Source organism: Bradyrhizobium sp. TM233 (assembly GCF_036247965.1).
Classification (GTDB): Bacteria; Pseudomonadota; Alphaproteobacteria; order Rhizobiales; family Xanthobacteraceae; genus Bradyrhizobium; species Bradyrhizobium ottawaense.
In genome coordinates this window covers 308,991-333,766 of sequence record NZ_BTIG01000003.1, presented here as the reverse complement: position 1 = coordinate 333,766, position 24,776 = coordinate 308,991, and the positions used below count along the sequence as shown (strand labels likewise).

Below are 24,776 nucleotides of genomic sequence, written 5' to 3'. Positions count from 1 at the left end.
CGATGCCGAAGCCCCTGGTCAAATCCGGCGCGGTGATCGATGGTTACACCATCGGTGAATGCGTTCATGCCGGCGGCATGGCGACGCTGTGGACGGTCACCCATCCCGGCATCGATGTACCCTTGCTGATGAAGATCCCGCGGGTGTCGGAGGGCGAGGACCCAGCCGCGATCGTCTCCTTCGAGATGGAGATGATGATTCTGCCGCGGCTCGCGGGTCCGCACGTCCCGGCCTGTTTCGGCACCGGCGATTTCGCGCACCAGGCCTATGTCGTGATCGAGCGCATCGGAGGCACCACGCTCTACAAGAGGCTGCCCGACTTGCCGCTGCCTTACGACGAGGCGCGGCAGCTCGTCGCCAGGATCGCGACCGCGCTTGCCGATCTTCACCGCCAGAACGTGATCCATCACGACATCAAGCCGAGCAGCATCATGTTCCGCGAGAGCGGCGAGGCGGTGCTGATCGACTACGGCCTGTCGCATCACAACCACCTGCCGGATCTCCTGCAGGAGGAGTTCCGCCTGCCTTACGGCACCGCGCCCTACATGGCACCCGAGCGGCTGTCAGGGGTACGCGACGACCCGCGCAGCGATCTTTTTTCGCTCGGCGTGCTGCTCTATTTCTTCACCACCGGCGAACGGCCGTTCGGCGAGGGCGAGACGCTGCGCGCGATGCGGCGCCGGCTGTGGCGCGATCCGCATCCGCCGCGAAGCTTGCGCGCCGACTATCCGCCCTGGCTGCAGGAGGTGGTGTTGCGCTGCCTCGAGATCGAGCCGGTGCGGCGCTATCCGACTGCGTCCCAGCTCGCCTTCGATCTGACCCACCCGGATCAGGTCAGGCTCACGACGCGCTCGGAGCGGATGAAGCGCGACCCCCTCAGCATCGCCTGGCGGCGCCGCTTCAACCAGGGCGTCATGCAGCCGCGCGCGAAATCAGATGTCGCAGCCCAGATTGCCTCGAGCCCGATCCTCGCGGTGGCGCTCGACACGGTGGAAGGCGCGCCCGAGCTGAACGAGGCGCTGCGCGTCACCACCGAGCGCATTCTCGCCACGCTGCCCTCGGCGCGGCTCGCCTGCCTTAACGTGCTAAAGCTCAACCGCATCGCGATCGATCGGACGCTGGACGAGCAGGGCTCCAACAAGCATATCGACCGGCTGGTGGCGCTCCGGCATTGGGCCACGCCGCTGAAGCTGGACGAGAGCCGGCTGTCGGCTCATGTGCTGGAGGCGGTCGACCCCGCCGCGGCGATCCTGGAATTCGCCGAGGTCAACCACGTCGATCACGTCATCATCGGGGCGCGGCAGGGCTCGTTCAGGCGCACGCTGCTTGGCAGCGTTTCGGCCAAGGTGGCCGCGGAAGCGTCTTGCACCGTCACCGTGGTGCGGCCGCCGCGGATGGCGGGGGAGGCCGGCGAGGCCAATGCCGGCGAGGCGCCGGGATAGGCCGCCTGCCGACTTGAGGCTGTGATCAGGCCGCGTGGGCGGAGTGAGCAGTGCGCTTGCGGCGGATCGGCCAGGAGAATTGCGGGCCGGGCTCGCCGTGATCCGCGCTTCCGCCGAAATATTGGATGATCTCGCGGCAGGGCTCGCAATTGAACAGGTTACGCGACGCGGATGCCTTGGTCATTTCCTTGAGGCAGTTCGGGCAGTGCGGTTTCATGGGAGGTGGTCCGGAAAAGAGTGTCTCAGCGTCGGCGCTGCGAAGGAAACGAATGATCGAGGTCTGAATTGTCGAACCCGGCATCGTCGTCCAGCCCGCCATCGGCACGCTCGAGGCGGCCGAAGAAATAATCGAGGCCCGGATGCGGGCGGCGCGGGATCCGGCACCTGCGCTTCGGCTGGCGCTTCACGAGTGCGATCTGCATGGCGCTCAGCCCCGACGACGAAGGTGGATGATGCGGGCAGAAGCCGCGGCCTTCACCGGTCGCGCCACATCCACATAGAGGCTGCGAGCCGCAATCGCCGCATTGAAACCGAGCCACAACGCTACGCCAGTCCAAACCAGGGTCGTCGCCATGATGTGCTCCCGTCAAAAGCAGGCAGGAGTCACTTGCGGTGATTTGCGCGAATCAGTGAAGTCCGGATGAGTACGGATCAAGAGCGCAATTTTAGGCATTACGCGTTGCAATACCCGTAAAAGCCGCGGGCTTTTCCGCCGTCCGCCTGCGCCGTTTGGTCCAGCTCAAATCGCTTCGCCGCGAGCCCCCAGCGCGGCATTGCGGATCGCGGCGATGTTGGTCTTGTAGGCTTCCTGCATGCCGCCCCTGAACACGGATGTGCCGGCGACGAAGGCGTTGGCGCCGGCCGCGGCGAGCGCGCCCGCAACGTCGGGGCCGACCCCGCCATCAACCTCGATGTCGATCGGGCGTCCGGCCGTCATCGCGCGGATGTCGCGGATCTTGCCGATCGCGGAAGGGATGAAGGCCTGGCCGCCGAAGCCGGGATTGACCGACATCACCAGCACGAGGTCGACGAGGTCGAGGACATATTCGAGCGCGCTGATCGGCGTGCCCGGGTTGAGCGAGACGCCGGCCTTCTTGCCGAGCGCGCGGATCGCCTGGAGCGAGCGGTGCAAATGGGGACCGGCTTCCGCATGCACGGTGATGTGGTCGCAGCCGGCTTTCGCAAAGGCCTCCAGATAGGGGTCGGAGGGCGAGATCATCAGGTGCGCGTCGAACACCTTCTTCGTGTGCGGGCGCATCGCCTTGATGACGTCGGGGCCGTAGGAGATGTTGGGAACGAAGTGACCGTCCATCACGTCGAGATGGATCCAGTCCGCACCGGCAGCGTCGACGCTGCGCACCTCTTCGCCGAGCCTGGAGAAGTCCGAGGCCAGGATCGAGGGCGCGATTGCCAGGGGGCGGGGGGGGAAGGCTTGGGTCATGGCGCGGTTTCCCGTGGCGGCCGAAAGAAGATCGGGCTTCGCCTAACATGGGCCTCCCTGGCGGGCAATGCAGGGCAGGCGTCCTTCCTGTGGGCGGAAATTTCTGCCGCGACCGGCATGAATTGCCGGTGTTCCCGGGCCGTCCAAGGCGCGGCGACGGCGGATTTCATTGAACTTTTTGCGCTGGCACGACGCTTGCTGACGTTACCCGACAGAACATTGGCCGCGGCATGCCGCGTCGGTTGGAGTTGTGCAATGCTGTTAGCCCTTGGCGCCGTGTCCAGCGCGCTCGACGCGATCCAGTCGCTGACGAACTCGAAGTCGTCCTCGTCGACGCAGAAGGCCGGGTCAACGCAGAAGGCCGGATCTTCGCAAGGCGCAACCAACCCGTTCGCGATCGACAGCAGCACGGGCAGCATGACGACCTCATTGGTCGGCTCGGGCAGTCCTCCACAGATCGCGCCGGAGACCATGAACGCGCTGCTCGCCGCGCAGAGCCAGTCGACCGACGGCGCGAGCAGTTCAGCGAGCTCGACCTCGTCGAGTTCGTCGTCCTCGACGTCGAAGGGTAGGGAGGCTGCGCTCAAGGATCTGTTCTCGCAGATCGATGCGGACGGCGACGGCAGCATTACCAAGTCCGAGTTCGAGGACGCGCTGGGCGCCGGCGGCACCAACCTCGCGCAGGCCGACGATGTCTTCTCGAAGCTGGATGCGAACGCCGACGGCAACGTCAGCCTTGACGAGATGTCGAAGGCGCTGAAGAGCGGCCACGGGCACCATCACGCGCAAGGCGCCGGCGGCGCGGGCGATGGATCGGATTCCTCGTCGAAGCCCAGCGGCGGATCGACCTCGACCACGACGACCGCTGCCGACGGGTCGACCACGACGACCGTCACCTATGCCGACGGCTTCAAGATGTCGACGACGGTGCCGGGCGCCTCCAGCCCCCGCAATTCGGCTTACGATCTGTTCGCGCAGTTGATGCAACGGCAAGGCGGGCAGGGGCAGGGTTCTTCGGCGGCTGCCGGTTCGTCGATGTCGATGAGCGTGTGAGCGGCATCCAAGGTTCAGCCGGCATACTCGTGCGTGATGTCACGGTAGGCATACCGGTCACGGATTTCGTGGTTGAAGAACGCCCCTGAACGCGGCGGCGACCTCGGGCGGAACATCCTCGTAGACATAGAGGCGTCCGCTGACGAAAGTCAACTTCAGCTCGCGCGTGTCCGGCGCATAGCGAAAGAAGCGGATCACGGAAGACGGCATGGCGGTACACCTTGGCCCGCCAGGATAACGCCGTATCCGCCGTTTCGGTTTCTAGCCGAACCGGTCCTTCCAGGACGGCTGCGCCCCCGGGAACGGCAGCGCGGCCGCGCTATAGACGCCGCGGGCGATTGCGCGCGCGACCACGTTGGCCGCGACGGTGCCGAGTTCGGTGAGGCCGACCAGCGGATCGATCGGCCTCTCACCGGTCGCGGCCGCAAACAGCACGTCGCCGTCGGTCGGTGCATGCACCGGATAGATCGCGCGGGCAAAGCCGGTGTGCGCGATCATCGCCAGCCGCTTGGCCTGGGGCTTGGTCAGCACCGCGTCAGTGACGACCGCGCCAATTGTGGTGTTCTCGCGCGCGTTCGCGGCAGGGCCGCCCTTGATGCGCATGCGGAGCATGTCGTCGGTGAATTCGTGCGGCAGGCCGCGTCCGCCGAACTCGCCGTTCACCTCGAATGGCGCCGCCCAGAACCAAGGTCCGTTGCCGACGGTGACGCTTCCCACCGCGTTGACGGCGACGATCGCGGCGACCTTGACACCATCGGGCGTCACCGCCGAGGCCGAGCCGAGCCCGCCCTTGAACGTTGCGGTGGTGGCACCGAGGCCGGCGCCGACGCTACCGATCGCGAAGTCGGTGCCGGCGGCGGCCGCCGCGGCGTAGCCGAGGTCGCGATAGGGCGAGAACCGTCCCCAGGCCTTGTCGCCCCCATTGAGCAGATCGAACAGGATCGCGCCCGGCACGATCGGGATCAATGCTTCCCGAACCCGGTGGCCGCGGCCCTGCTCGGCGAGCCAGGCCTGCACCCCGCCGCCGGTGTCGAGGCCAAACGCGGAACCGCCTGACAGTGCGATCGCGTCGACGCGCTCGACGGTGTTGGCGAGATCGAGCAGTGCGTCTTCGCGCGTGCCGGGTCCGCCGCCGCGGACGTCGATCGCTGCGACCACCGGCTGGTCGAAAATGATCGCGGTCGTGCCGGAGGCCAATTTCGCATCTTCGGCATGGCCGACGCGGACGCCGGCGATATCGGTGAGCAGATTTTTCAAGGCGGCCTCATCGTTGAGTGCAGTTCGCGATCTGCGATAGCGCAGAGAGGACGCAGGCTCAACTGGCGAGCGCGGTCCGGAGCATCTTGGCAAGCTCGGACTTGCGGTAGGGCTTTGCCAGCAGCAGCACGCCGGAATCGAGCCGGCCGTGGTGGACGATGGCGTTCTCGGTGTAGCCCGAGGTGAACAGCGTCTTGAGGTCGGGGCGGCGGCGGGCGGCTTCGTCGGCAAGCTGGCGACCGTTCATGTTGCCCGGCATGATGATGTCGGTGAAGAGCAGGTCGATGGTCTTATCGTTGTCGATGATGGTCAGGGCCTCCGCGCCGTTGGCGGCCTCGAGCGCGGTGTAGCCGAGGCTCTTGACCTGGGTCACCACATATTGCCGCACCAATGCGTCGTCCTCGACGATCAGGATCTTCTCGTCGCCGCCGGTGATGGGCGCGTTCTGGAGCGCTTCGATCTCGGTCTCCTGCACGCCGCTCGAGCGCGGCAGGTAGATCTTGACGCTCGTGCCGTGGCCTTCCTCGCTGTAGATCTTGATGTGTCCGCCGGACTGCTTGACGAAGCCGAACACCATGCTGAGCCCGAGCCCGGTGCCCTTGCCAACCTCCTTGGTGGTGAAGAAGGGGTCGAACACCCGGTCGATCAACTCCGGCGGAATTCCGGAGCCGGTGTCGCTGACCGCGATCATCACGTAACTGCCGGCGACCATGTCGGCATTCATGCTGGCATAGCCGTCGTCGAGGAAGACGTTGCGGGTCTCCAGCACCAGGGTGCCGCCATCGGGCATCGCGTCACGCGCGTTCAGCGCGAGATTGAGGATCGCCGTGGAAAGCTGGCCGGGGTCGACCAGCGCCGGCCATGCATCCTCGGTGAGCTGCGGCATGATGGTGATCTGCTCGCCCAGGGTGGGGTGCAACAGCTTGGCGGCTTCGAGCGCCAGCGCATTGACGTCGATCTCGCGGGGCTGGAGCGGCTGCTTGCGGGCGAAGGCCAGCAGATGCTTGGTCAGCTGCGCCCCGCGCTCGGCGGCGTCGTCGATCAGCTTGGTGATCGCAGCCAGCTCGGGCCGGTCGGCAACCGCGTCCGACAAGATACCGATCGTGCCGGTGATGACGGTCAGCACGTTGTTGAAGTCGTGAGCGACACCGCCGGTCAACTGACCGATGGAATCCATTTTCTGGACCTGTCGGAACTGGGCTTCGGCAGCCTGCTTCTCCGTGAGATCCCGGCCAATGAAGAAGTGACGCTTCACCGGCTCGGACCAGGTGCCCATCCAGTTCAGCGTGACCTCGTGGCCGTCGTAGTGATAGTAGCGCGCCTCGAAGCTGCGCTTGACCGCGCCGCGCCGCGCCGCGCGCATCTCCTCCCGGGTTCGATCGAGGTCGTCGGGGTGAATGAACTCGGTGGCGCTATGCCCGATCAAGTCTTCCGGGCTGAAGCCGAGGATGTCCTTCACGCTGGGGCTGACCTGGATGAAATTGCCGAAACCGTCGGTGACCAGGATCAGGTCCTGCGAGGTCTCGAAAATGCGCTGTCGCTCCTCGGTCTCCTGGCGCAGCTTTTCCCTGGATTGCTTCTCCTCGGTGATGTCGTGGGCGATCTTGGAGGCGCCGATGATCTCGCCGCTCTCCGCCCGAAGTGGCGAGACGTTGAGGACGACGTCGAGCACGCGGCCGTCCTTTCGAATCCGCACAGTCTCGTGCTGGGCAATCGACTCGTTGCTGCTGATGCGATTGAGAATGCTCCTGACTTCCGGCTTGCGGTCCTCCGGCACGATGATGTCGATCGGCTTGCCGACGGCCTCTGCGGCGGAATAGCCGAACAGGTGCTCGGCGGCACGATTCCAGCCGGTGATGGCGCCGTTGAGCGACTGGGTGATGATGGCGTCGTTGGAGGATTCGACGACGGCGCCATACAGGGCGAGGCGCTTGCCATAGAAGTCGCGATCCGATGCCGATTGCTCGCGCAGTCTGCCGACAAGACCCACCGTCCGGGCCTGAAGGCGAACGTTCTCGATCAGCAACACCGCCAGCACGAAGCTCGACGCGCAGAGACCGTAGAGACGGCCGGCGTAGAAACCGAGATCGAAGCGCACGACGTTGACGATCGCAGACAGCGCGATGTCGAACAGCCATGCGCACATCACGACCATGAGCCATATGTCGATCACCGAATGCGGGCGCCGGAACCACAGTGAAACGAGCGCGGCGAAGCTCAGCGACCAAACAAAGGACACGACCCCGATCATGGTCGGTGTGTATCGGCTGTCGCGGAGCAGGACCGGCAACAGATCGTGCTGGGCGGTGACGATCCAGGTCAAGGCACCCATGGTCGCGACGACGCCGAGCACGATGGCGTAGATCACGTTGCTTGTTGTGCCCCGGACCCTGGGTCCGCCGTCCTTTTCCTTCTGCCAGGCATAGCCCAGCACGAACAGCGGGAAGGCGCCGTGCCAGACCATGTAGAGCCAGACCGTGGTCTGACTGCCGGCGCCAAACAGCCCTGTCGGCGCGAACAGGCCGGGGAAGGTGAGGGCATGGACCAGAGCTGCCGCGGCGGTGAACAGGTAGCCGGTCGACAGCCACAACAGGGCACGGGTCCGCAGCACCGAAAACTGCGACAGCAGCAGCACAGCCGTGATGATATCGCTCACCGCCAGGGCGGATTGGTAGCTCGCGACGAAGGCGGGGACCGGCGGCAGCTGGATACCTGCGAACGGCACGGCCAAGGCGAACAAGATCGAAGAGACGCCGACGATCCACAATGCCGCGGTCCGGTCGACCGTTGCCGCCGGCAGCGTCGAAAGAAATGTGCTTCGGTCGATCACAGGCACGTTCATCTCATGCAGACCCGTTTTGAGCATCTCCGCAGTTCCAAGATACGGCAGTCTTGACTTCACGCCTCCCACGGTAGCCCGTTCCGGGCGCGTGTCGTGAACTGTTGCAGTGACGACTCAACCGAAGGTTACAGCTTACTTAATTCTGGTGGGAACGCGGAATATGGATCGGGTAAGATGCGCTTTACTGGGCGGTGTCATAATGCCCTGCCGCCGCGGCGGGTTCCAGGTTTGAATCACACGATTTGGATCAATCTGTTGGGGTTATTCCCATGCCTCGTATTCTCATCATAGACGACCAGAAGGACGTGCGCGCGATGGTCGCGATCGTGCTTCGGGTCAACCGTTACGAGGTTGCCGAGGCCGACAGCGGTGCGGCCGGGCTGAAAACCTTCGCGGAAGGCTCCTTTGACGCGGCGATTGTCGATATCTTCCTTGGCGACGTCAGCGGTGTCGATGTCATCGCGACCCTGCGCGAGCAGGCGCCGGGGCTCCCCATCGTTGCGGTGTCCGGAATGACGGCGCTGGATTTCATGGAGCAGTCGCCCCACCTGGCCAGCGTGGTCTGCCTGCAGAAGCCGTTTCGGCCGAACGATCTCCTGCAAGCGCTTCGGAAAGCCCAGGCCGCGGCCGGTGGCGAGCTGCCTGCGGCCGTCTGATCCTTGCGCCGCGAAAAGAAACGCCCCGGCCGAGCCGGGGCGTGGTGACGATCGTATGGCGGCCCGAGGGCGCGGCAAGCGGGCTTAGGTGCCGTTGCCCTTGATCTCGGCATAATTGCCCTTGGCGTCCCATTTGTAGACGACGTAGTCGATCTGCTTGATGTCGCCCTTGGCGTCATACTCGACCGGACCGATCACGGTGTCCCACTTGCCGGCCTTCATCGCCTCCATGACCTTCTTGGCGTCGGTGGTGCCGGCCTTCTTGGCCGCCTGCGACCACACTTGCATCGCCGCATAGGTGTAGAGGGTGTAGCCCTCGGGGTCGATATTCTTGGCCTTGAAGGCCTCGACGATCTTCTTCGCGGTGGGCTTGTTGCGCGGATCGGGGCCGAAGGTGAACAGCGTGCCTTCGCCAGCCGGGCCGGTGATGGAGGCGTACTCCTTGTCGGCGAGCGCGTCGCCGGCCATCAGCACGGTCTTGAGGCCCTGGTCGCGCATCTGACGCAGGATCAGGCCGCTCTCCTGATGGTAGCCGCCGACATAGACGAGGTCGATGTTGTCGCGCTTCAAGCGCGAGACGATCGCGTTGAAGTCCTTGTCGCCCTTGTTATAGGACTCGTACATCTTCTCGGTGACGCCGGCCTTGTTGAGTGCCTTCTTGGTCTCGTCGGCAAGACCCTTGCCGTAGGTGGTCTTGTCGTTGAGGATCGCGATGTTCTTGCCCTTGAAGTTCTTGGCGATGTACTGCGCCGCGATCAGGCCCTGCTGATCGTCACGGCCGCAGACGCGCGCCACGTTCCAGAGCTTGCGCTCGGTGAACAGCGGGTTGGTCGAGGCCGGCGTGATCTGCAGCACGTTGCCGTCGGCATAGGCTTCCGAAGCCGGGATCGACGACGACGAGCAATAGTGCCCGGCCACGAACGGGATTTTCGCGCCGGCGATCTTTTCGGCGATCGAGCGCGCCTGCTTCGGGTCGCAGGCATCGTCCTCGACCGACAGCGCAAGCTTCTTGCCGTTGACGCCGCCTGCGGCATTGATATCGGCCACGGCCATTTCGGCGCCGTTCTTCATCTGGCGGCCGAAGGCGGATTCGCCGCCGGTCATCGGGCCTGCGACTGCGACGGTGACATCCTGCGCGAACGCCGCGCTCGACAGCGCGATCGACGCGCCGAATGCCAGACCGATGAGCTTCAGTGATTTCATGAGATACCTCGCGGGTGGTCGCCTGTGGAAGTTGCCGGGCCTGCCCGGTCCAAACCGGCGCCATTCTCGAATGAATTTACCGAGAAGTCACCGGCAAAGTACGGGCATCGGCAGAGATATCTCGCCACATTCGGCCGCACGCGGGTCGGGCTCGCCGGCCGGTCAGCCGTGCCGGCCGCCTTCCAGGTAGGCGGCGCGAATCTCGGGGCGCTGCAACAACTCGGCCCCGCTACCGGCCAGCGTGATCAGGCCATTGACCATGACATAGCCGCGATGGGCGAGCTTGAGGGCGTGGTTGGCGTTCTGCTCGACGATCAGGACGGTCAGGCCGTCCTGCCGGTTCAGGGTGCGGATCGCATCGAAGATCTGGCGCGCGATCAGCGGCGCAAGGCCGAGTGAGGGCTCGTCGAGCAGGAGCAGGCGGGGACGGCTCATCAAGGCGCGGCCGATCGCCAGCATCTGCTGCTCGCCGCCGGACAAGGTTCCGCCGCGCTGGGCGTAGCGTTCCTTCAGCCGCGGAAACAGCGTGAAGACGCGTTGCAGCGTCGCCTCGCGTTCGGCCTCGGTGCATCCGGTGGCATCCGCCCCCATCTGGAGGTTTTCCGCCACGCTCATGCGCGGGAAGACCCGGCGGCCCTCCGGCGATTGCGCGATGCGCAAATGTGCGATCTCGTGGGTGGGGACGTCGGTGATGTCGCGGCCTTGGTACAGGATCTGGCCGGCGCGGGCGCGCGGCTTGCCGAAGATCGTCATCATCAGCGTCGACTTGCCGGCGCCGTTGGCGCCGATCAGCGCCACGATCTCGCCGGCATTGATCTCGACGTCGACGCCCTTCAGCGCCTCGATCTTGCCGTAGGCGGCGCGCAAGCCCCGGATCGCGAGCAGGGGAGAGGGCGCCGCGGTCACGATCCGCCCTCCATCACGGCTGCCGCCTCTTCCTCGTCGGCGCCGAGATAGGCTGCGATCACCTTGGGATCGTCGCGGACCTCGCGCGGCGTGCCTTCGGCGATCTTGACGCCATGGTCCATCACCACGATGTGGTCGGAGATCTCCATCACCACCGACATGTCGTGCTCGATCAGGAGGATCGAAGTGCCGAGCTCGTCGCGGATCGAGAGCAGGAGCTCGCTCAAGGCCGCGCTCTCGCGCGCATTGAGGCCGGCGGCGGGCTCGTCCAGGCACAGCAGCGCGGGCTCGGTGCACATTGCGCGCGCGATCTCGAGCCGGCGCTGGTCGCCATAGGCGAAATTGCCGGCGGCATCGTCGGCGCGGTCGAGCAGATTGACCCGCTTGAGCCAGTCCGTAGCAAGAGCAATCGCGCGCTTCTCGGCGTCGCGATAGCCGGGTGCGCCGATCAGGCCGAGGAAGGTGAAGCCGGAGGCGCGCATCAGTGCGTTGTGCTGCGCCACCATCAGGTTTTCCAGCGCGGTCATGCCGGGAAACAGCCGGATGTTCTGGAAGGTGCGGGCCACCTTGGCTTGCGTGGCGATGCGGAAATCGTTCAGCCGCTCCAGCGCGATCGTCCTACCGCCGTCATGGCTGAGGCGAATGGCGCCGCCGCTCGGTTTGTAGAAGCCGGTGATGCAGTTGAAGACGGTGGTCTTGCCGGCGCCGTTCGGCCCGATCAGCGCGGTGATCTTCTTCCGCTCGGCGGCGAAAGAAAGGTCCTGCACGGCAATGATGCCGCCGAAGCGCATGGCGAGCCGGTCGACGCTGAGAATCTTGTCGCCGCTCATCCGTGCCCTTCCTTGACGAGGTCGGAGGAGATCGCCTTCGCCTTGGTCAGGTACACGGTCGGAGCGCGATGGCCGATCAGGCCGCGCGGCCGCCAGATCATGATCAGCACCATGGCCATGCCGAACACCAGCATGCGATAGCCCTCCAGGCTCCGGAACAATTCGAAGCCGCCGATCATGGCGAGCGCGGAAAGCGCGACGCCGAGCTGCGAGCCCATGCCGCCGAGGACGACGATGGCGAGCACCAGCGCCGATTCCTGGAAGGTGAAGGATTCCGGGCTGATGAAGCCCTGCCGGGTGGCGAAGAACGCGCCGGCAAAGCCGCCGAACATCGCACCGGTCGCGAACGCCGTGAGCTTGGTGGTCGTGGTGTTGATGCCGAGTGCGCGGCAGGCGACCTCGTCCTCGCGCAAGGCTTCCCAGGCCCGCCCGATCGGCAGCCGGCGCAGGCGGATCGTCGCCCAGTTGGTGAGCAGCGCCAGCGCCAGGATCAGATAGAACAGGAAGACGATGCGGTGCGTCGGCGAATATTCGATGCCGAGCCTGGCGGCGAGCCCGTCATCGCTGTTGTCGAGCGGGATGCCGAAGAAGGTGGGGCGGGGAATGCCGGAGACGCCGTTGGGGCCGCCGGTGAGATCCTGCCAGTTGATGATGACGAGGCGGATGATCTCGCCGAAGGCGAGCGTCACGATGGCGAGATAGTCGCCGCGCAGGCGCAGCACCGGGAAGCCGAGCAGGACTCCCCAGAAGGCGGCGAGAATGCCGGCGAGTGGCAGGCAGATCCAGAACGACCAGCCGAAATTGGTGGCGAGCAGTCCGTAGGAATAGGCGCCGACCGCATAGAACGCGACATAGCCGAGATCGAGCAGGCCGGCGAGCCCGACCACGACGTTCAATCCCCAGCCCAGCATGACATAGGTGAGCACCAGGATCGCGAGGTCGAGGATGTAGCGCTGGTTATAGAAGATGACCGGCACCAGCAGCGTGAAGATCAGGAGCGCCGGCGCGAGGTAGCGGCCGATGAACGATATGCCGCTCTGCACCGCCGGCGGCACCAGCTTCTCGGCGCCGGTCGGGCCGATCCACTGCCGAAGCAGCTCGATCACGATCGAGCCGCCGAACACGGCGGCGACGATGGAGGCGAGGTCGCCGAAGCGGGTCCAATAGGTGAGCTGGCCGGAGGAGCCCGCCTCGGTGCGGATGCCGATCATCAGCGAGAACAGCACCAGCGCAATCAGCGCGTTGATGAAGGCTGTCTTCAGGAGGGCGGGGATGCCCGTTGCAGGTCTGGCCGTGTTGGTCGAGGGAGCTGTCACGCGCGCGACCGTCAGACTTTTTCGACTTCGGGACGGCCGAGCAGGCCGGTCGGCATGAAGATCAGCACCACGATCAGGATCGAGAAAGCGGCGACGTCCTTGTATTCGACCGAGAAATAGGCAGACCAGAACGTCTCGATCAGGCCGATCGCGAGACCGCCGAGCATGGCCCCCGGCAGCGAGCCGATGCCGCCGAGCACGGCAGCGGTGAACGCCTTGATGCCGGCGACGAAGCCCATGAAGAAATCGACGAGGCCGTAATAGAGCAGGTACATCAGGCCCGCGACCGCGGCGAGCGCGGCACCAATCACGAAGGTCATGGAGATAGTGCGGTCGACGTCGACGCCGAGCAGCGCCGCCATGGTCTGGTCCTGCTCGCAGGCGCGCATGTCGCGTCCGAGCCGGGTGCGCGATACCAGCCAGGTGAAGACCGCCAGCAGCACGATAGTGGTGACCACCACCATGATCTGGATGTTGGAGAGCTGGATCACGAAACCGTCGGTGCTCTCATGCAGGGTGTAGCCGCCGGTGATGAAGGGCGGGATCGGCTTGACGCGCGCGCCTTGCGCGACTTGCGAATAGTTGGTCAGCACGAAGGACATGCCGATCGCCGACAGCATCGGAGCGAGCCGGAAGGAGTGGCGAAGCGGCCGGTAGGCGATGCGCTCGATGGTCCAGCCGTAGAGTGCGGTGATCGCCATCGAGACCAGCAGCACGACCAGCAGGATCAGCGGGATCGCGGTCAGTCCGAACGAGATCAGGATCAGGAAGGTGATCAGGGCGATGAAGCCGCCGATCATGAAGACGTCGCCATGGGCGAAGTTGATCATGCCGACGATGCCGTAGACCATCGTGTAGCCGATGGCGATCAGGCCGTAGATCGAGCCCAGAACGAGACCGTTGATGAGCTGCTGGGCGAAGTAATCCATGGGCTGCCGTACCAAACCTGACGCGGGCTCAAAGGGAGCTCTTAGGAGAGTGGGTTTCTTGGGCCGTTTCTTGGGCCCCGGCAGCCCCTAAGCATTCTTCCGGATTTGTAACAGGAGGGAACTGGCGGCTGCAACAGCTCCCGCTACTGCAGCAGGTCTTGTACAGAGCTGATTTTGCGATCGGTTCCGGAACTGCGAGGAACCGGGTTCCTCGGGCAACCAAAGGGGATGACGGCCGTTATCTCGCCTCTGACGTCCAACAAGGGAGTTCCCCGAATGACGAAGCAGCAGAACCAGAATCCGGGTCAGCAGAGTCAGAACCCCGGCCAGCAGCGCCCAGGTCAACAGCCGGGTCAGCAGGGCGGAGGTCAGAAGCCCGGCCAGCAGCAGCAGAACGATCCAATGCGTCAGGGCGATCGCCCCGGCCAGCAGCAGGGCGGCCAGCACGGTCAGGACAAGTAGTTTTGGGAGTCGAGAACGAAGGGTAGCGAGGGGCCCCGCCGCAAGGCGGGGCCTTTTTCTTTGGCCGCCCGGCCCATCGGGCAGTTAAGGTAAACAAAGGGTTTAAATTGCCGCCGCAGTCTGATGCGAGTTAGCTCCCGGCAAAGCCTTCCCAGCGAAGGCGCGTGGTCGACGAAGCGGGAAGCGGCATGTTCAGGAATTGGCGGATCGGCTCAGTCAACGGCGCGCTGCTGGCGGCCTATTTCATTCCGGCCTGGACCCTTGTCGCCTTCAACATCATCGTCGCACCGGTGCATGGCCTCTACGAGCGGCCGAGCGTCGCCGTCGCGCTTTTCCTCAGCGATCATCTCCAGATGGCAGGGATGAGCACGGTGCGCGGGGCCTGGCTGCTTGCGCTCGGCCGGCTCACCGTGGTGGCGTTCTTTGCGATCTATCTCGCTCTGCTCTGCGTCCCCCGAACCCGCAAGTCCGGCGGCAGCGATGAGGCGCTCGGGATCGCGCTGGCGATCGGCAGCCTGATCTCGTTTGCCAGTATGGTGATGGCTTCGAAGGTCGGCGAGATGGCCGCGCTCCGGCTGCATGCCACCGAGCTGCTGCTGCTGCTCGGTGCTGCCATCGTGATCCTGATCGAACGGCCCGAAGCGGCTCCGCAGATCGTCGAGACCCCTGCCGAGATCCCTGCGTCGCTAGGACTTGAGCAGGCCGAGCTCCTGCACAATAGCTGAGGCTTCCTTGACGGCGTGGTTCGCCGCCGGCACGCCGCAATAGATCGCCTGCTGCAGCAGGATTTCCTTGATGTCGTCGGGGGTGAAGCCCCCCTCTGCGAGCGCTGCACGCACATGCAGGCGAAACTCGTCCCATTGCCCGAGCGCGACCATGGTGCCGATCACCAGCACGCGACGCGTGCGCTCGTCGAAATGCGGCCGCGTCCAGATCTCGCCCCAGGCGTAGCGCGTGATCATGTCCTGGAAGTCGGTGTTGAAGGCGTTGCGGTTCGCGATCGACTTGTCGACCCAGGCATTGCCCAGCACCTTCCGTCGCACGTTCATGCCGGCATCGCGGCGCTTCTGGTCGTCCATTCTGTCCTCCTCTCGTCATTGCGAGGAGCGTGGCGACGAAGCAATCCAGAGTGTCTCCGCGGAAACAGTCCGGATTGCTTCGCTGCGCTCGCAATGACGATTGCGGTTAGCGCTGCGTCAAAAATCCCACCACCGCGTCGGTGAACGCGTGTGGCTGCTCGACATTGGAGATGTGGGCGGCGTCGATGATGGTCATGCTTGCGCCCGGAATATTCGAGCGGATCAGCTCGCCCGCCGAGATCGGCGTCGCCATGTCGTGGCGGCCGGCGATCACCAATGTCGGGCTCTTGATCTTCGGCAGCAGCGCGCGCTGGTCGAGTGTCGACAGCGCCTCACAGCAGGCGAGATAGCCTTCGACGGGGGAGGCGAGCAGCATCGATTTCATCTTCGCGGTGATCTCAGGCTCGCGCTCGCGGAAATCCTGGGTGAGCCATCCCGCGATCACGGCATCGGCAACCGCCGCGATGCCGCCCTTCTTCACGGCGTCGATGCGCTCCAGCCATTTGGTCGGCTCGGCATAGTAGCAGGAGGTGTTGGCGAGGATGAGCTTGCCGAAGCGCTCCGGAGCGTTGGCGCCCAGCCATTGCCCGACCATGCCGCCCATCGACAGGCCGCACCAATGCACTTTCTCGATGTTGAGGTCGTCGAGGATCGCGAGCACGTCGCGGCCGAAGCGCTCCATCGTGTAGGGGCCGGGCGGAACGTTCGACTTGCCGTGGCCGCGACGGTCGTAGCGGATGACGCGAAATACCTGCGTCAGCGCCTTCATCTGCGGCTCCCACATCTGCAGCGTGCAGCCGAGCGAATTGGAGAGCATCAGGGTCGGCCCGCCGTCGCGGCCCTCGACGGAGACGTTCAGCAGGCAACCGTCGGCATCGATCATGGGCATGCGGCGTCTCCGTCTTATCTTGCGTATTTTGCGGTTCTTATTCGCGGTCGAGGCTGTCGAGCAGCCGGTCGATCAAGGCTTGGGAAGCCCCTTGATAGGCCATCGGCTCGAACAATGCCGCAATTTTTTCCGGCGAAAGATGCGCAGTGACCTGCGAATCGGCCGTCAGCACCTCGCGCAGATGTTTCTTCTCGGCGACCGCGCGCTTGCTGGCGGTCTCGATGAGATGATGTGCATCGCTCTTGCCGATCTTGTCGGCCAGCGCGAAGGTGACAGCTTCCGCCATGATCAGGCCGTGTGTCGCATCGAGATTGCTGCGCATGCGCGCGGCGTCGACGTCGAGGCCCTCGGCGATGTCGACGATGGCCGCCAGCGCGCCTGAGGCAACCAGCATCAATTGCGGCAAGGTCGGCCATTCCGCGTGCCAGGGGCCCGCGCTGCGCTCATGATCCTGCACTTGAGCCGCAAATATCGTCGCGGCAAGCTGCGGAGCCATTGTGGCGGCGCCCAGCGCGCTTGCGGCGGCGACCGGGTTGCGCTTGTGCGGCATGGTCGAGGAGCCGCCGCGGCCTTCGCCCGCGGGCTCGAAGGCTTCCGCAACGTCGGTCTGCATCATCAGCGAAACGTCGCGCGCGATCTTGCCGCAGGTCCCAGCCAGAATAGCGAAAGCCGAAGCGGCCTCCGCGATGCGGTCGCGATGGGTGTGCCAGGGCGCTTCCGGTAGCGGCAGGTTCAGCTCCTGCGCCAGCCGCTCGGCCACTGCCAGCCCCTTGTCGCCGAGGGCCGCCAGTGTGCCGGCGGCGCCGCCGAATTGCAGCGCGAGGCCCTCGCGGGAGAGCCGCCGCAGGCGGCAGCGGGCGCGAGCGAGGCCTGCGGCATATTCGGCGGCTTTCAGGCCGAACGGCATCGGTAGCGCGTGCTGCAGCCAGGTCCGTGCCACCATCGCGGTGTTGCGATGGCTGCGCGCCAGCGCGGCAAATCCCTTGATGGCGCGGCTGAGGTCGGCGTCCAGCGCATCGAGGCCGGCGCGAAGCGTGAGCATGGTCGCGGTGTCGATGACATCCTGGCTGGTGGCGCCCCAATGCACGTAGCGCGCGGCCTCGGTGTCGGCCCTGCCGACATTGGCGGTCAGCATCTTGACCAGGGGAATCGCCAGATTGCCCGATCGCGTCGCGGCCTCGGCCAGCGCCGCCATGTCAAAGGAATCGGCCTTGCACGCGGCCTCGATCGAGCCCACCGCAGAGGCCGGAATCACATCCGTGGCGGCCTCCGCGCGTGCCAGGGCTGCCTCGAAATCGAGCATATTCTGCAGGGTCGAGCGGTCATCGCAGACTGCGCGCATGGCGGCGCTCGACAGCATCGGTGCGAGCAGGGGGGAGAGGGAAGTGCTCATATTGCGCGCGACCTAATCATCATGGCCCGGCTGTGCCAATCCCCAACCGCCCGCACACGTCTTTTTGCAGTTGCGAATTTGCATTGCACTTGACCTGTGTCGCCCTTTCCTTTGCCGCGTGCCTGCGTTACTTGATCAGCACTATAAGTTACGCGATCCGGGAGGCACCCTCATGGCCATGACGATGAACGGCGAAGTCCAGCTCGCGGCGCCGCGCGAGGCCGTGTGGGCCAAGCTCAACGATCCCGAGGTGCTGAAGGCCTGCATCCCCGGTTGCGAGGAGCTTGAGAGGACCGAGGACGGCGGCTTTCGCGCAACGGCGAAAATGAAGGTCGGCCCGGTGTCGGCACGCTTCAAGGGCAAGGTCACACTCAGCGATCTCGACCCGCCGAACGGCTATCGGATCTCGGGTGAGGGCGAGGGCGGGGTCGCCGGCTTCGCCAAGGGTGGCGCCGTGGTCAAGCTCGCGGAGAAGGACGGCGGCACGCTGCTGTCCTACGAGGTCGAGGCGCAGATCGGCGGCAAGTTGGCGCAGCTCGGCCAGCGCCTCATCAACGGCGCCGCCAAGAAACTCGCCGACGAATTTTTCGCGAACTTCGCCAAGGCGGTACAGGGCTGAAGGTCATCGCCTTTGGCATGGCGCCTTGCGTCCCGGGCGATGTTGCCCCGGGGCATAATGGCCCATATGATGGGTTGGAATAATTATAAGAACCGCTTCGACGGGACCCGTCGGGGCGCTGATAGAGAGTGCTTATGGCAAAAATCTCCCTCATCGTGAACGGCAATCCAGTCACCGCCAACGTCGATCCCCGCACCCTCCTGGTGCAGTTCCTGCGCGAGAATCTGCGCCTGACCGGCACCCATGTCGGCTGCGACACCTCGCAGTGCGGCGCCTGTGTCGTGCATGTCGACGGCAAGGCCGTGAAATCCTGCACCACGCTCGCAGTGATGGCCGACGGCCACGAGGTCAAGACGATCGAGGGGCTGGCCGCAGACGGCGCGCCCCTGCATCCGATGCAGGAGGCCTTCCGCGAGCACCATGGCCTGCAGTGCGGCTTCTGCACGCCGGGCATGATCATGACCGCGATCGACATCGTGCACCGCAAGGGCAACGAGCTCGACGACCATACGATCCGGGAAGAACTAGAAGGCAATCTCTGCCGCTGCACCGGCTACCAGAACATTGTCGCCTCGATCTCCGCCGGCGCCAAGGCGATGGCGAAATCCGACCTCGCGTAACGCGCAGCCCGCGATCAGGACATTCAGATGTACGAATTCAAATATCATCGCCCCGGGACCGTGCGGCAGGCCGCCAACCTCCTGGTGAAGAACGAAGACGCCAAGGTCATCGCCGGCGGCCACACGCTGATTCCCGTCATGAAGCAGCGCCTCGCCAGCCCCCCGCATCTGGTCGACCTCTCCCATATCGAGGGGCTCAATACGATCGAGATGAAGGGCCGTTCTCTGGTGATCGGCGCCACCGCCAAGCACGCCGAGGTCGCGAGCTCCGCCATCGTCGGCGAGGCAATCCCCGCGCTCGCGAATCTTGCCGGCGGAATCGGCGATCCCGCCGTGCGTCACAAGGGCACGATCGGCGGCTCGCTCGCCAACAACGATCCGACCGCGGACTATCCGGCTGCCGTGCTCGCGCTGGGCGCGACCATCGTTACCAACAAGCGCCGCCTCAAGGCCGAAGAGTATTTCCAGGGCCTGTTCTCGACCGCGTTGGAAGCCGACGAGATCATCACCAAGGTGATGTTCCCGCTGCCGAAGAAGGCGGCCTACGTCAAGTTCCGCAACCAGGCCTCGCGCTATGCGCTGGTTGGCGTGTTCGTGGCGCGGCGTCCGTCCGACGTGCGGGTTGCCGTGACCGGCGCCGGCTCCGAAGGCGTGTTCCGCGTCACTGCGTTCGAGGAAGCCCTGAAGAAACGCTTCGCCGCGAAGGCGCTCGACGGCATCGAGGTGCCGGCCGAAGGCCTCAACAGCGATATCCACGGCAGCGCCGAATACCGCGCGCATCTCATCGGCGTGCTGACCCGGCGCGCCGTCGACGCCGCCAACGCCAAGGAGTGAGGTGACCTCACGCCTCGGCCCAAACTTGTCCCCGGTGAGGGCGTAGCGAGACTGGTTTTTTCATGACTTCAGCGGCCAATACTTCCGGGGCCAATACTTCAGTTGGGTTGCCGGCATCGGTCGATGCGATGCTCGAGCTCCTGACGTCGCGCGGCTATCTCGCGGAGCGGTCGCTGGCGACGGTGACGTATCTCTCGCTGCGCATGGGCCGGCCGCTGTTCCTGGAAGGCGAGGCCGGCGTCGGCAAGACCGAGATCGCCAAGGTCCTGTCCGCTGCGCTCGGGCGGAAGCTGATCCGCCTGCAGTGCTACGAAGGCCTCGACGTCTCCTCCGCGGTCTACGAGTGGAACAGCGCCGCGCAGATGATCGCGATCCGGATGGCGGAAGCCGCCGGCGACACCGACCGCGAGCAGCTCTCGAGCGACATTTTCGCCGACCGTTACATGATCAAGCGGCCGCTGCTCCAGGCGCTGGAGCCCGACGTTGCGGGACCACCGGTGCTGCTGATCGACGAGCTCGATCGCGCCGACGAGGCGTTCGAGGCATACTTGCTCGAAATCCTCAGCGACTTCCAGGTGACGATCCCCGAGTTCGGCACCGTCAAGGCCCCACACCCGCCGATCGTCATCATCACCTCCAACCGTACCCGCGAGATCCACGACGCGCTGAAGCGGCGCTGTCTCTATCACTGGGTGGATTATCCCGCCGCCGAGCGCGAGCTCGCGATCGTCAAGTCGCGCGTTCCCGGCATCTCCGCCAAGCTGTCGCAGCAGGTCGTGCGTTTCGTGCAGGCGCTCCGCAACCAGGACTTCTACAAGTCGCCGGGCGTCGCCGAGACCATCGACTGGGCCACCGCGCTGTCGGAGCTCGACGCCCGCTCGCTGACGCCGCAAGTGGTCGGCGACACGCTGGGCGCGCTGCTGAAGTATCAGGACGACATCACCCGCATGCAGGGCGATACCTTGCAGAAGGTGCTGAAGGACGCGACGAGCGAGAATTGATCTCGCGCTACAACTGAGTTCGTCATTCCGGGGCGCGACGAAGTCGCGAGCTATGGTGCGCAATTGCGCACCTGAGAATCCATAACCACGATCTGGAGTATGGATTCCGGGCTCGCGCCAAGTGGCGCGCCCCGGAATGACGAGGGATGGATACGAGACCATGGCCATCAACCACCTTGCGCCCGAGCAGACCGAGCAGTTCGCCGACAACATCGTCGGCTTTGCCCGCGCGCTGCGCTCCACGGGCATGCCGGTCGGGCCGGGTGCTGTCATCGACGCCATGAGCGCACTTCAGGTGATCGACATCGGCAAGCGCGCCGACGTCTTCACCACGCTGGAGGCGATCTTCGTCAAGCGTCATGAGCACGCGCTGATCTTCAAGCAGGCCTTCAACCTGTTCTTCCGCGCCTCGGAGGAATGGAAGCACATGCTGGATTCGGTGCCGTTGCCGGATCAGGCCAAGAAGAAGCCGCAGGCCGGCTCGCGCCGCGTGCAGGAGGCGATGTCGCGGCCGCGCATGACCGAGACGCCGCAGCATCAGGAGCAGGATCTGCGCCTGTCGGTGTCCGACAAGGAGATCCTTCAGAAGAAGGATTTTGCGCAGATGAGCGCCGCCGAGATCACCGAGGCGCTGCGTGCCGTCGAGCGGATGCGGCTGCCGCAGGCCGAACTCCTGACGCGCCGGCACCGGCCTGATCCGCGCGGGCTTCGCCTCGATTTGCGCCGCACGCTGCGCGCCTCCTTGCGTACCGGCGGCGATATCATCGACATCCATCGCCTCGGTCGGATCGAGAAGCCGGCGCCGATCGTGGCGCTGCTCGATATCTCGGGCTCGATGAGCGAATACACCCGCCTGTTCCTGCATTTCCTCCATGCCATCGGCGATGCGCGCAAGCGCGTCTCGGTGTTCCTGTTCGGCACCCGGCTGACCAACGTCACCCGCGCGTTGCGCCAGCGCGATCCCGATGAGGCGTTGGCGAGCTGTTCGGCCTCGGTCGAGGACTGGGCCGGCGGCACCCGGATTTCGGCCTCGCTGCACAACTTCAACAAGTTGTGGGCGCGGCGGGTGCTGAGCCAGGGCGCCATCGTGCTTCTGATCTCGGACGGGCTGGAGCGGGAGGCCGATTCCAGGCTCGCCTTCGAGATGGACCGGCTGCACCGCTCGTGCCGGCGGCTGATCTGGCTCAACCCGCTGCTCCGGTTCGGCGGCTTCGAGGCCAAGGCCCAGGGCATCAAAATGATGCTCCCGCACGTTGACGAATTCCGCCCGGTACATAATTTGAGTTCGATCCAGGAGCTGATCACGACGCTCTCCCGGCCGCTGCCGCCGCATCACCGCAGCCTGATCCGCTCCGCAGCTTGAGAGGCACCCCATGCTCGATCGCGACGAGGATATTCTGAAGGCGGCGGAGGACTGGCAGAGGGCCGGCCGTGGCGTCGCGCTCGCCACCGTGGTGGAGACGTGGGGCTCTGCGCCGCGCCCGGCGGGCTCCAGCCTCGTCATCAACGACGAGGGTACGTTCCTGGGCTCGGTTTCCGGCGGCTGCGTCGAGGGCGCCGTGGTCACCGAGGCCATGGACGTGATCCAGAGCGGCAAGCCGAGGATGCTGGAGTTCGGCGTCGCCGACGAGACCGCCTGGAATGTCGGGCTGTCCTGCGGCGGCACCATCCGCGTCTTCGTCGAGAAAGTCGGTTAGCCGTGAAGCTCGAGATCCTGCACGAACTCAATGCCGAGCGGGCCGCGCGCCGGCCGGCGATCCTGGTGACCGACACCGAGAGCGGCGAGCAGCGCCTGGTGAAGGCGAAGGATTTTGCAAGAGATCCCTTGCGCGCCGAACTCGACAAGCAACTCCGCATGGGCAAGAGCGCCAATGTCGAGGCCGGGGGCAAGAAGCTGTTCCTCAACGTCTACGCGCCGACTGCAAAACTCGTCATCGTCGGTGCGGTCCATATCAGCCAGGCCCTGGCGCCGTTGGCGCGCTCGCTCGGCTATGACGTCACGGTCGTGGATCCGCGCACGGCGTTTGCGAGCCCCGAACGTTTTCCCGACGTTCCGCTGGTTGCCGAATGGCCGGACACCGCGCTGCCGCCGCTCAGTGTCGATGCCTACACGGCCTTCGTCGCGGTGACCCACGATCCAAAGATCGACGACCCCGCGCTGCTGCACGCCTTCGAGCGCGGCTGCTTCTATATCGGCGCGCTCGGCTCGCGGAAGACGCACGCCAAGCGCGGCGACCGGCTGCGGGCGCAGGGCGCCAAGGAGAGCGACATCGCGCGCATTCACGCGCCCATTGGCCTCGCGATCGGCGCGGTCTCCCCGTCCGAGATCGCAGTGTCGATCATGGCGGAGATCACGGCCGTGCTCCGTCTGCCTCCCAAAGAAAAAGAAGAAGCGGCATGAAATTCGGCCCGGCGAGCCCTAAGGATGCAATCGGCGGCGTGACCGTCCACACTCTGCGCCAGGGACCGCTGGTGCTGAAGAAGGGCACGACGATCGGGCCTGCCGAGGTCGAGCAGCTCACGCGCGCCGGCATCAAGGACATTGTCGTGGTGCGCATGGAGGCGGGCGATGTCTCCGAGGACGTTGCGGCCGCCGGCATCGCGCTGGCCGTCGGCGGTGAGGGCATTCATGTCGAGCGAGCCTTCACCGGCCGCGCCAATCTGTTCGCCGCGCGCCCGGGTGTGCTGGTGATCGACCGCGCCGCGGTCGACCGCATCAACAACATCGACGAAGCCATCACCTTTGCGACGCTCACCGCCTACAAGCCGGTGGTCGAGGGCGAGATGGTCGGCACCGTCAAGATCATCCCGTTCGGCGTCGAAGGCAGTTTGCGCGATGCCGCGGTGAAGGCCGCAGGCAAGGACGTGCTCAGAATCGCGCCTTACGTGATCCAGCGCGTCGGCGTGGTCTCGACGCTGCTGCCGGGCCTGTCATCCAAGGTGATCGACAAGACGCTGCGCGTCACGGCCGAGCGGCTCGCACCGGCCGGTGCCAGCATCATCGCCGAGCGGCGGGTCCAGCACGACGAAGCTGCCCTGTCAGCCGCGATCAAGGAATTGCTCGGCCTCGGTGCGGAGCTCGTCATCGTGTTCGGGGCCTCGGCGATCGCCGATCGCCGCGACGTGATTCCGGCGGCCGTCACGGGGATCGGCGGCGAGATCGAGCATTTCGGCATGCCGGTGGACCCCGGCAATCTCTTGCTGATCGCGCGGGCCGGCGACGTTCCGGTGCTGGGCGCACCGGGCTGTGCGCGCTCGCCGGTCGAGAACGGGTTTGACTGGGTCTTGATGCGGCTCCTCGCCGGCATCAAGGTGACGCGCTCCGAGCTGATGGGTATGGGCGTCGGCGGCCTCCTGATGGAGATCGTCACGCGGCCGCAGCCACGTGCCAAGCCCGAGATCGAAGGCAACAGCCAGGTCGCGGCCATCGTGCTTGCGGCGGGCCGTTCGACCCGGATGGGCGGGCCGAACAAGCTGCTCGCCGAGCTCGACGGCAAGAAGCTGGTGCGGATCGCGACCGAGCAGGCGCTGGCCTCCAGGGCATCCGAGGTGATCGTTGTCACCGGCCATCAGACCGAGCTGGTCGAGCAGGCGCTGCAAGGACTGAAGGTGAAGTTCGTTCGCAATCCGGATTTCGCCGGCGGCATCGCAAGCTCGGTCAAGGCCGGCATCGCCGCCGTGCCGGAGAGCTGCGACGGCGCCCTGGTCTGTCTCGGCGACATGCCGCTGATCGATGCCGGCCTGATCGACCGGCTCATCGACGGCTTTGCGCCGGATCGCGGCAATCTCATCGTCGTGCCCGTCAGCGAGGGGCGCCGCGGCAATCCCGTGCTGTGGTCGCGCCGCTTCTTCAAGGAGTTGATGACGCTCGACGGCGATGTCGGCGCGCGCCATCTGATCGCCAAGCACACCGAGGCCGTGGCCGAGGTGCCGGTCGACGGCGAGAGCGCCTTCCTCGACATCGACACGCCGCAGGCGCTGGAAGCGGCACGGCGGGGATGAGG

General features: G+C 65.5%; 29 protein-coding genes. 13 read left to right on the top strand and 16 right to left on the bottom strand.

Annotation, left to right across the window (positions count from 1 at the left end):
• The first annotated feature begins 2 nt into the window (after positions 1 to 2).
• On the top strand, positions 3 to 1,442 hold the full coding sequence (locus AABA86_RS08715) for a serine/threonine protein kinase (protein ID WP_338306460.1): 1,440 nt from the start codon (positions 3 to 5) through the stop codon (positions 1,440 to 1,442).
• A 25-nt stretch (positions 1,443 to 1,467) separates the two neighbouring features.
• Here AABA86_RS08715 and AABA86_RS08710 read toward each other — a convergent pair whose 3' ends face one another.
• The 5 genes from AABA86_RS08710 to AABA86_RS08690 all read right to left on the bottom strand — a co-directional run bounded on the left by AABA86_RS08710 (position 1,468) and on the right by AABA86_RS08690 (position 3,302).
• A complete protein-coding gene (locus AABA86_RS08710) occupies positions 1,468 to 1,659 on the bottom strand; it encodes a hypothetical protein (RefSeq protein WP_338306459.1) in 192 nt (63 codons plus the stop codon).
• 25 nt (positions 1,660 to 1,684) lie between these two features.
• Positions 1,685 to 1,864 carry a hypothetical protein gene (locus tag AABA86_RS08705; RefSeq protein ID WP_338306458.1) on the bottom strand — a complete coding sequence of 60 codons (180 nt, stop codon included), beginning with the start codon at positions 1,862 to 1,864 and terminating at the stop codon, positions 1,685 to 1,687.
• 5 nt (positions 1,865 to 1,869) lie between these two features.
• Positions 1,870 to 2,016: a hypothetical protein gene (locus tag AABA86_RS08700; protein WP_338306457.1), complete on the bottom strand. Its 147-nt coding sequence runs from the start codon at positions 2,014 to 2,016 to the stop codon at positions 1,870 to 1,872.
• Between the two features lie 165 nt (positions 2,017 to 2,181).
• Positions 2,182 to 2,883, bottom strand: a complete 702-nt coding sequence (gene rpe / locus AABA86_RS08695) for a ribulose-phosphate 3-epimerase (protein ID WP_338306456.1) — start codon at positions 2,881 to 2,883, stop codon at positions 2,182 to 2,184.
• The gene (locus tag AABA86_RS08690) at positions 2,880 to 3,302 is read right to left on the bottom strand and encodes a hypothetical protein (protein ID WP_338306742.1); all 423 of its coding nucleotides are present in this window, start codon (positions 3,300 to 3,302) and stop codon (positions 2,880 to 2,882) included. Before AABA86_RS08690 ends, rpe begins: the two co-directional genes overlap by 4 nt.
• Between AABA86_RS08690 and AABA86_RS08685 the strand changes: the two genes are divergently transcribed.
• Positions 3,190 to 3,936: an EF-hand domain-containing protein gene (locus AABA86_RS08685; RefSeq protein WP_338306725.1), complete on the top strand. Its 747-nt coding sequence runs from the start codon at positions 3,190 to 3,192 to the stop codon at positions 3,934 to 3,936. The genes AABA86_RS08690 and AABA86_RS08685 overlap by 113 nt on opposite strands.
• Before the next feature lie 57 nt (positions 3,937 to 3,993).
• On the opposite strand, the gene AABA86_RS08680 is transcribed toward AABA86_RS08685, so the two are convergent.
• From AABA86_RS08680 to AABA86_RS08670, 3 genes are read right to left on the bottom strand one after another with little or no spacing between them, the layout of a single operon-like run.
• A complete protein-coding gene (locus AABA86_RS08680) occupies positions 3,994 to 4,146 on the bottom strand; it encodes a KTSC domain-containing protein (protein ID WP_445083452.1) in 153 nt (50 codons plus the stop codon).
• A 51-nt stretch (positions 4,147 to 4,197) separates the two neighbouring features.
• The gene (locus AABA86_RS08675; protein ID WP_338306455.1) at positions 4,198 to 5,193 is read right to left on the bottom strand and encodes a P1 family peptidase; all 996 of its coding nucleotides are present in this window, start codon (positions 5,191 to 5,193) and stop codon (positions 4,198 to 4,200) included.
• 58 nt (positions 5,194 to 5,251) lie between these two features.
• Positions 5,252 to 8,059, bottom strand: a complete 2,808-nt coding sequence (locus AABA86_RS08670) for a PAS domain S-box protein (RefSeq protein WP_212251697.1) — start codon at positions 8,057 to 8,059, stop codon at positions 5,252 to 5,254.
• A 245-nt stretch (positions 8,060 to 8,304) separates the two neighbouring features.
• Between AABA86_RS08670 and AABA86_RS08665 the strand changes: the two genes are divergently transcribed.
• Positions 8,305 to 8,691: a response regulator gene (locus AABA86_RS08665; protein ID WP_212251822.1), complete on the top strand. Its 387-nt coding sequence runs from the start codon at positions 8,305 to 8,307 to the stop codon at positions 8,689 to 8,691.
• An 84-nt stretch (positions 8,692 to 8,775) separates the two neighbouring features.
• On the opposite strand, the gene AABA86_RS08660 is transcribed toward AABA86_RS08665, so the two are convergent.
• From AABA86_RS08660 to AABA86_RS08640, 5 genes are all read right to left on the bottom strand, one after another.
• On the bottom strand, positions 8,776 to 9,894 hold the full coding sequence (locus AABA86_RS08660; RefSeq protein WP_028142892.1) for a branched-chain amino acid ABC transporter substrate-binding protein: 1,119 nt from the start codon (positions 9,892 to 9,894) through the stop codon (positions 8,776 to 8,778).
• Between the two features lie 162 nt (positions 9,895 to 10,056).
• Positions 10,057 to 10,800 carry an ABC transporter ATP-binding protein gene (locus tag AABA86_RS08655; RefSeq protein WP_212251694.1) on the bottom strand — a complete coding sequence of 248 codons (744 nt, stop codon included), beginning with the start codon at positions 10,798 to 10,800 and terminating at the stop codon, positions 10,057 to 10,059.
• A complete protein-coding gene (locus tag AABA86_RS08650; protein WP_338306454.1) occupies positions 10,797 to 11,630 on the bottom strand; it encodes an ABC transporter ATP-binding protein in 834 nt (277 codons plus the stop codon). The genes AABA86_RS08655 and AABA86_RS08650 overlap by 4 nt, the downstream gene beginning before the upstream one ends.
• A complete protein-coding gene (gene livM, locus AABA86_RS08645; RefSeq protein WP_338306453.1) occupies positions 11,627 to 12,946 on the bottom strand; it encodes a high-affinity branched-chain amino acid ABC transporter permease LivM in 1,320 nt (439 codons plus the stop codon). Before livM ends, AABA86_RS08650 begins: the two co-directional genes overlap by 4 nt.
• 11 nt (positions 12,947 to 12,957) lie before the next feature.
• A complete protein-coding gene (locus tag AABA86_RS08640; protein ID WP_212251688.1) occupies positions 12,958 to 13,875 on the bottom strand; it encodes an ABC transporter permease subunit in 918 nt (305 codons plus the stop codon).
• A gap of 276 nt (positions 13,876 to 14,151) precedes the next feature.
• On the opposite strand from AABA86_RS08640, the gene AABA86_RS08635 reads away from it, so the two are divergent.
• On the top strand, positions 14,152 to 14,337 hold the full coding sequence (locus AABA86_RS08635) for a hypothetical protein (RefSeq protein WP_212251686.1): 186 nt from the start codon (positions 14,152 to 14,154) through the stop codon (positions 14,335 to 14,337).
• Positions 14,338 to 14,525: 188 nt separating this feature from the next.
• Positions 14,526 to 15,062, top strand: a complete 537-nt coding sequence (locus tag AABA86_RS08630; RefSeq protein WP_338306452.1) for a hypothetical protein — start codon at positions 14,526 to 14,528, stop codon at positions 15,060 to 15,062.
• Here the strand turns inward: AABA86_RS08630 and AABA86_RS08625 are convergent.
• From AABA86_RS08625 to AABA86_RS08615, 3 genes are all read right to left on the bottom strand, one after another.
• The gene (locus AABA86_RS08625) at positions 15,024 to 15,416 is read right to left on the bottom strand and encodes a carboxymuconolactone decarboxylase family protein (RefSeq protein ID WP_014494190.1); all 393 of its coding nucleotides are present in this window, start codon (positions 15,414 to 15,416) and stop codon (positions 15,024 to 15,026) included. The genes AABA86_RS08630 and AABA86_RS08625 overlap by 39 nt on opposite strands.
• A 106-nt stretch (positions 15,417 to 15,522) precedes the next feature.
• Positions 15,523 to 16,305 (bottom strand): 3-oxoadipate enol-lactonase, encoded by a 783-nt coding sequence (gene pcaD, locus AABA86_RS08620; RefSeq protein WP_183261568.1) that lies wholly within the window; start codon positions 16,303 to 16,305, stop codon positions 15,523 to 15,525.
• Between the two features lie 37 nt (positions 16,306 to 16,342).
• Positions 16,343 to 17,698, bottom strand: a complete 1,356-nt coding sequence (locus tag AABA86_RS08615; RefSeq protein WP_212251682.1) for a 3-carboxy-cis,cis-muconate cycloisomerase — start codon at positions 17,696 to 17,698, stop codon at positions 16,343 to 16,345.
• Positions 17,699 to 17,870: 172 nt separating this feature from the next.
• Between AABA86_RS08615 and AABA86_RS08610 the strand changes: the two genes are divergently transcribed.
• From AABA86_RS08610 to AABA86_RS08575, 8 genes are all read left to right on the top strand, one after another.
• Complete coding sequence (locus AABA86_RS08610; protein ID WP_094895595.1) at positions 17,871 to 18,317, top strand: SRPBCC family protein; 447 nt, start codon at positions 17,871 to 17,873, stop codon at positions 18,315 to 18,317.
• A gap of 134 nt (positions 18,318 to 18,451) precedes the next feature.
• The gene (locus tag AABA86_RS08605) at positions 18,452 to 18,937 is read left to right on the top strand and encodes a (2Fe-2S)-binding protein (RefSeq protein ID WP_026201687.1); all 486 of its coding nucleotides are present in this window, start codon (positions 18,452 to 18,454) and stop codon (positions 18,935 to 18,937) included.
• A gap of 27 nt (positions 18,938 to 18,964) precedes the next feature.
• The gene (locus AABA86_RS08600; protein ID WP_212251680.1) at positions 18,965 to 19,771 is read left to right on the top strand and encodes an FAD binding domain-containing protein; all 807 of its coding nucleotides are present in this window, start codon (positions 18,965 to 18,967) and stop codon (positions 19,769 to 19,771) included.
• Between the two features lie 62 nt (positions 19,772 to 19,833).
• Positions 19,834 to 20,772: an AAA family ATPase gene (locus tag AABA86_RS08595; RefSeq protein WP_212251678.1), complete on the top strand. Its 939-nt coding sequence runs from the start codon at positions 19,834 to 19,836 to the stop codon at positions 20,770 to 20,772.
• Positions 20,773 to 20,932: 160 nt separating this feature from the next.
• Entirely contained in the window at positions 20,933 to 22,135 is a 1,203-nt protein-coding gene (locus tag AABA86_RS08590; RefSeq protein ID WP_338306451.1) for a vWA domain-containing protein, read from the top strand.
• 10 nt (positions 22,136 to 22,145) lie between these two features.
• Positions 22,146 to 22,469, top strand: a complete 324-nt coding sequence (locus AABA86_RS08585; RefSeq protein WP_140480375.1) for an XdhC family protein — start codon at positions 22,146 to 22,148, stop codon at positions 22,467 to 22,469.
• A gap of 2 nt (positions 22,470 to 22,471) precedes the next feature.
• Complete coding sequence (locus AABA86_RS08580) at positions 22,472 to 23,173, top strand: XdhC family protein (protein WP_338306450.1); 702 nt, start codon at positions 22,472 to 22,474, stop codon at positions 23,171 to 23,173.
• On the top strand, positions 23,170 to 24,774 hold the full coding sequence (locus AABA86_RS08575) for a molybdopterin-binding/glycosyltransferase family 2 protein (protein WP_338306449.1): 1,605 nt from the start codon (positions 23,170 to 23,172) through the stop codon (positions 24,772 to 24,774). Before AABA86_RS08580 ends, AABA86_RS08575 begins: the two co-directional genes overlap by 4 nt.
• Positions 24,775 to 24,776 lie beyond the last annotated feature (2 nt).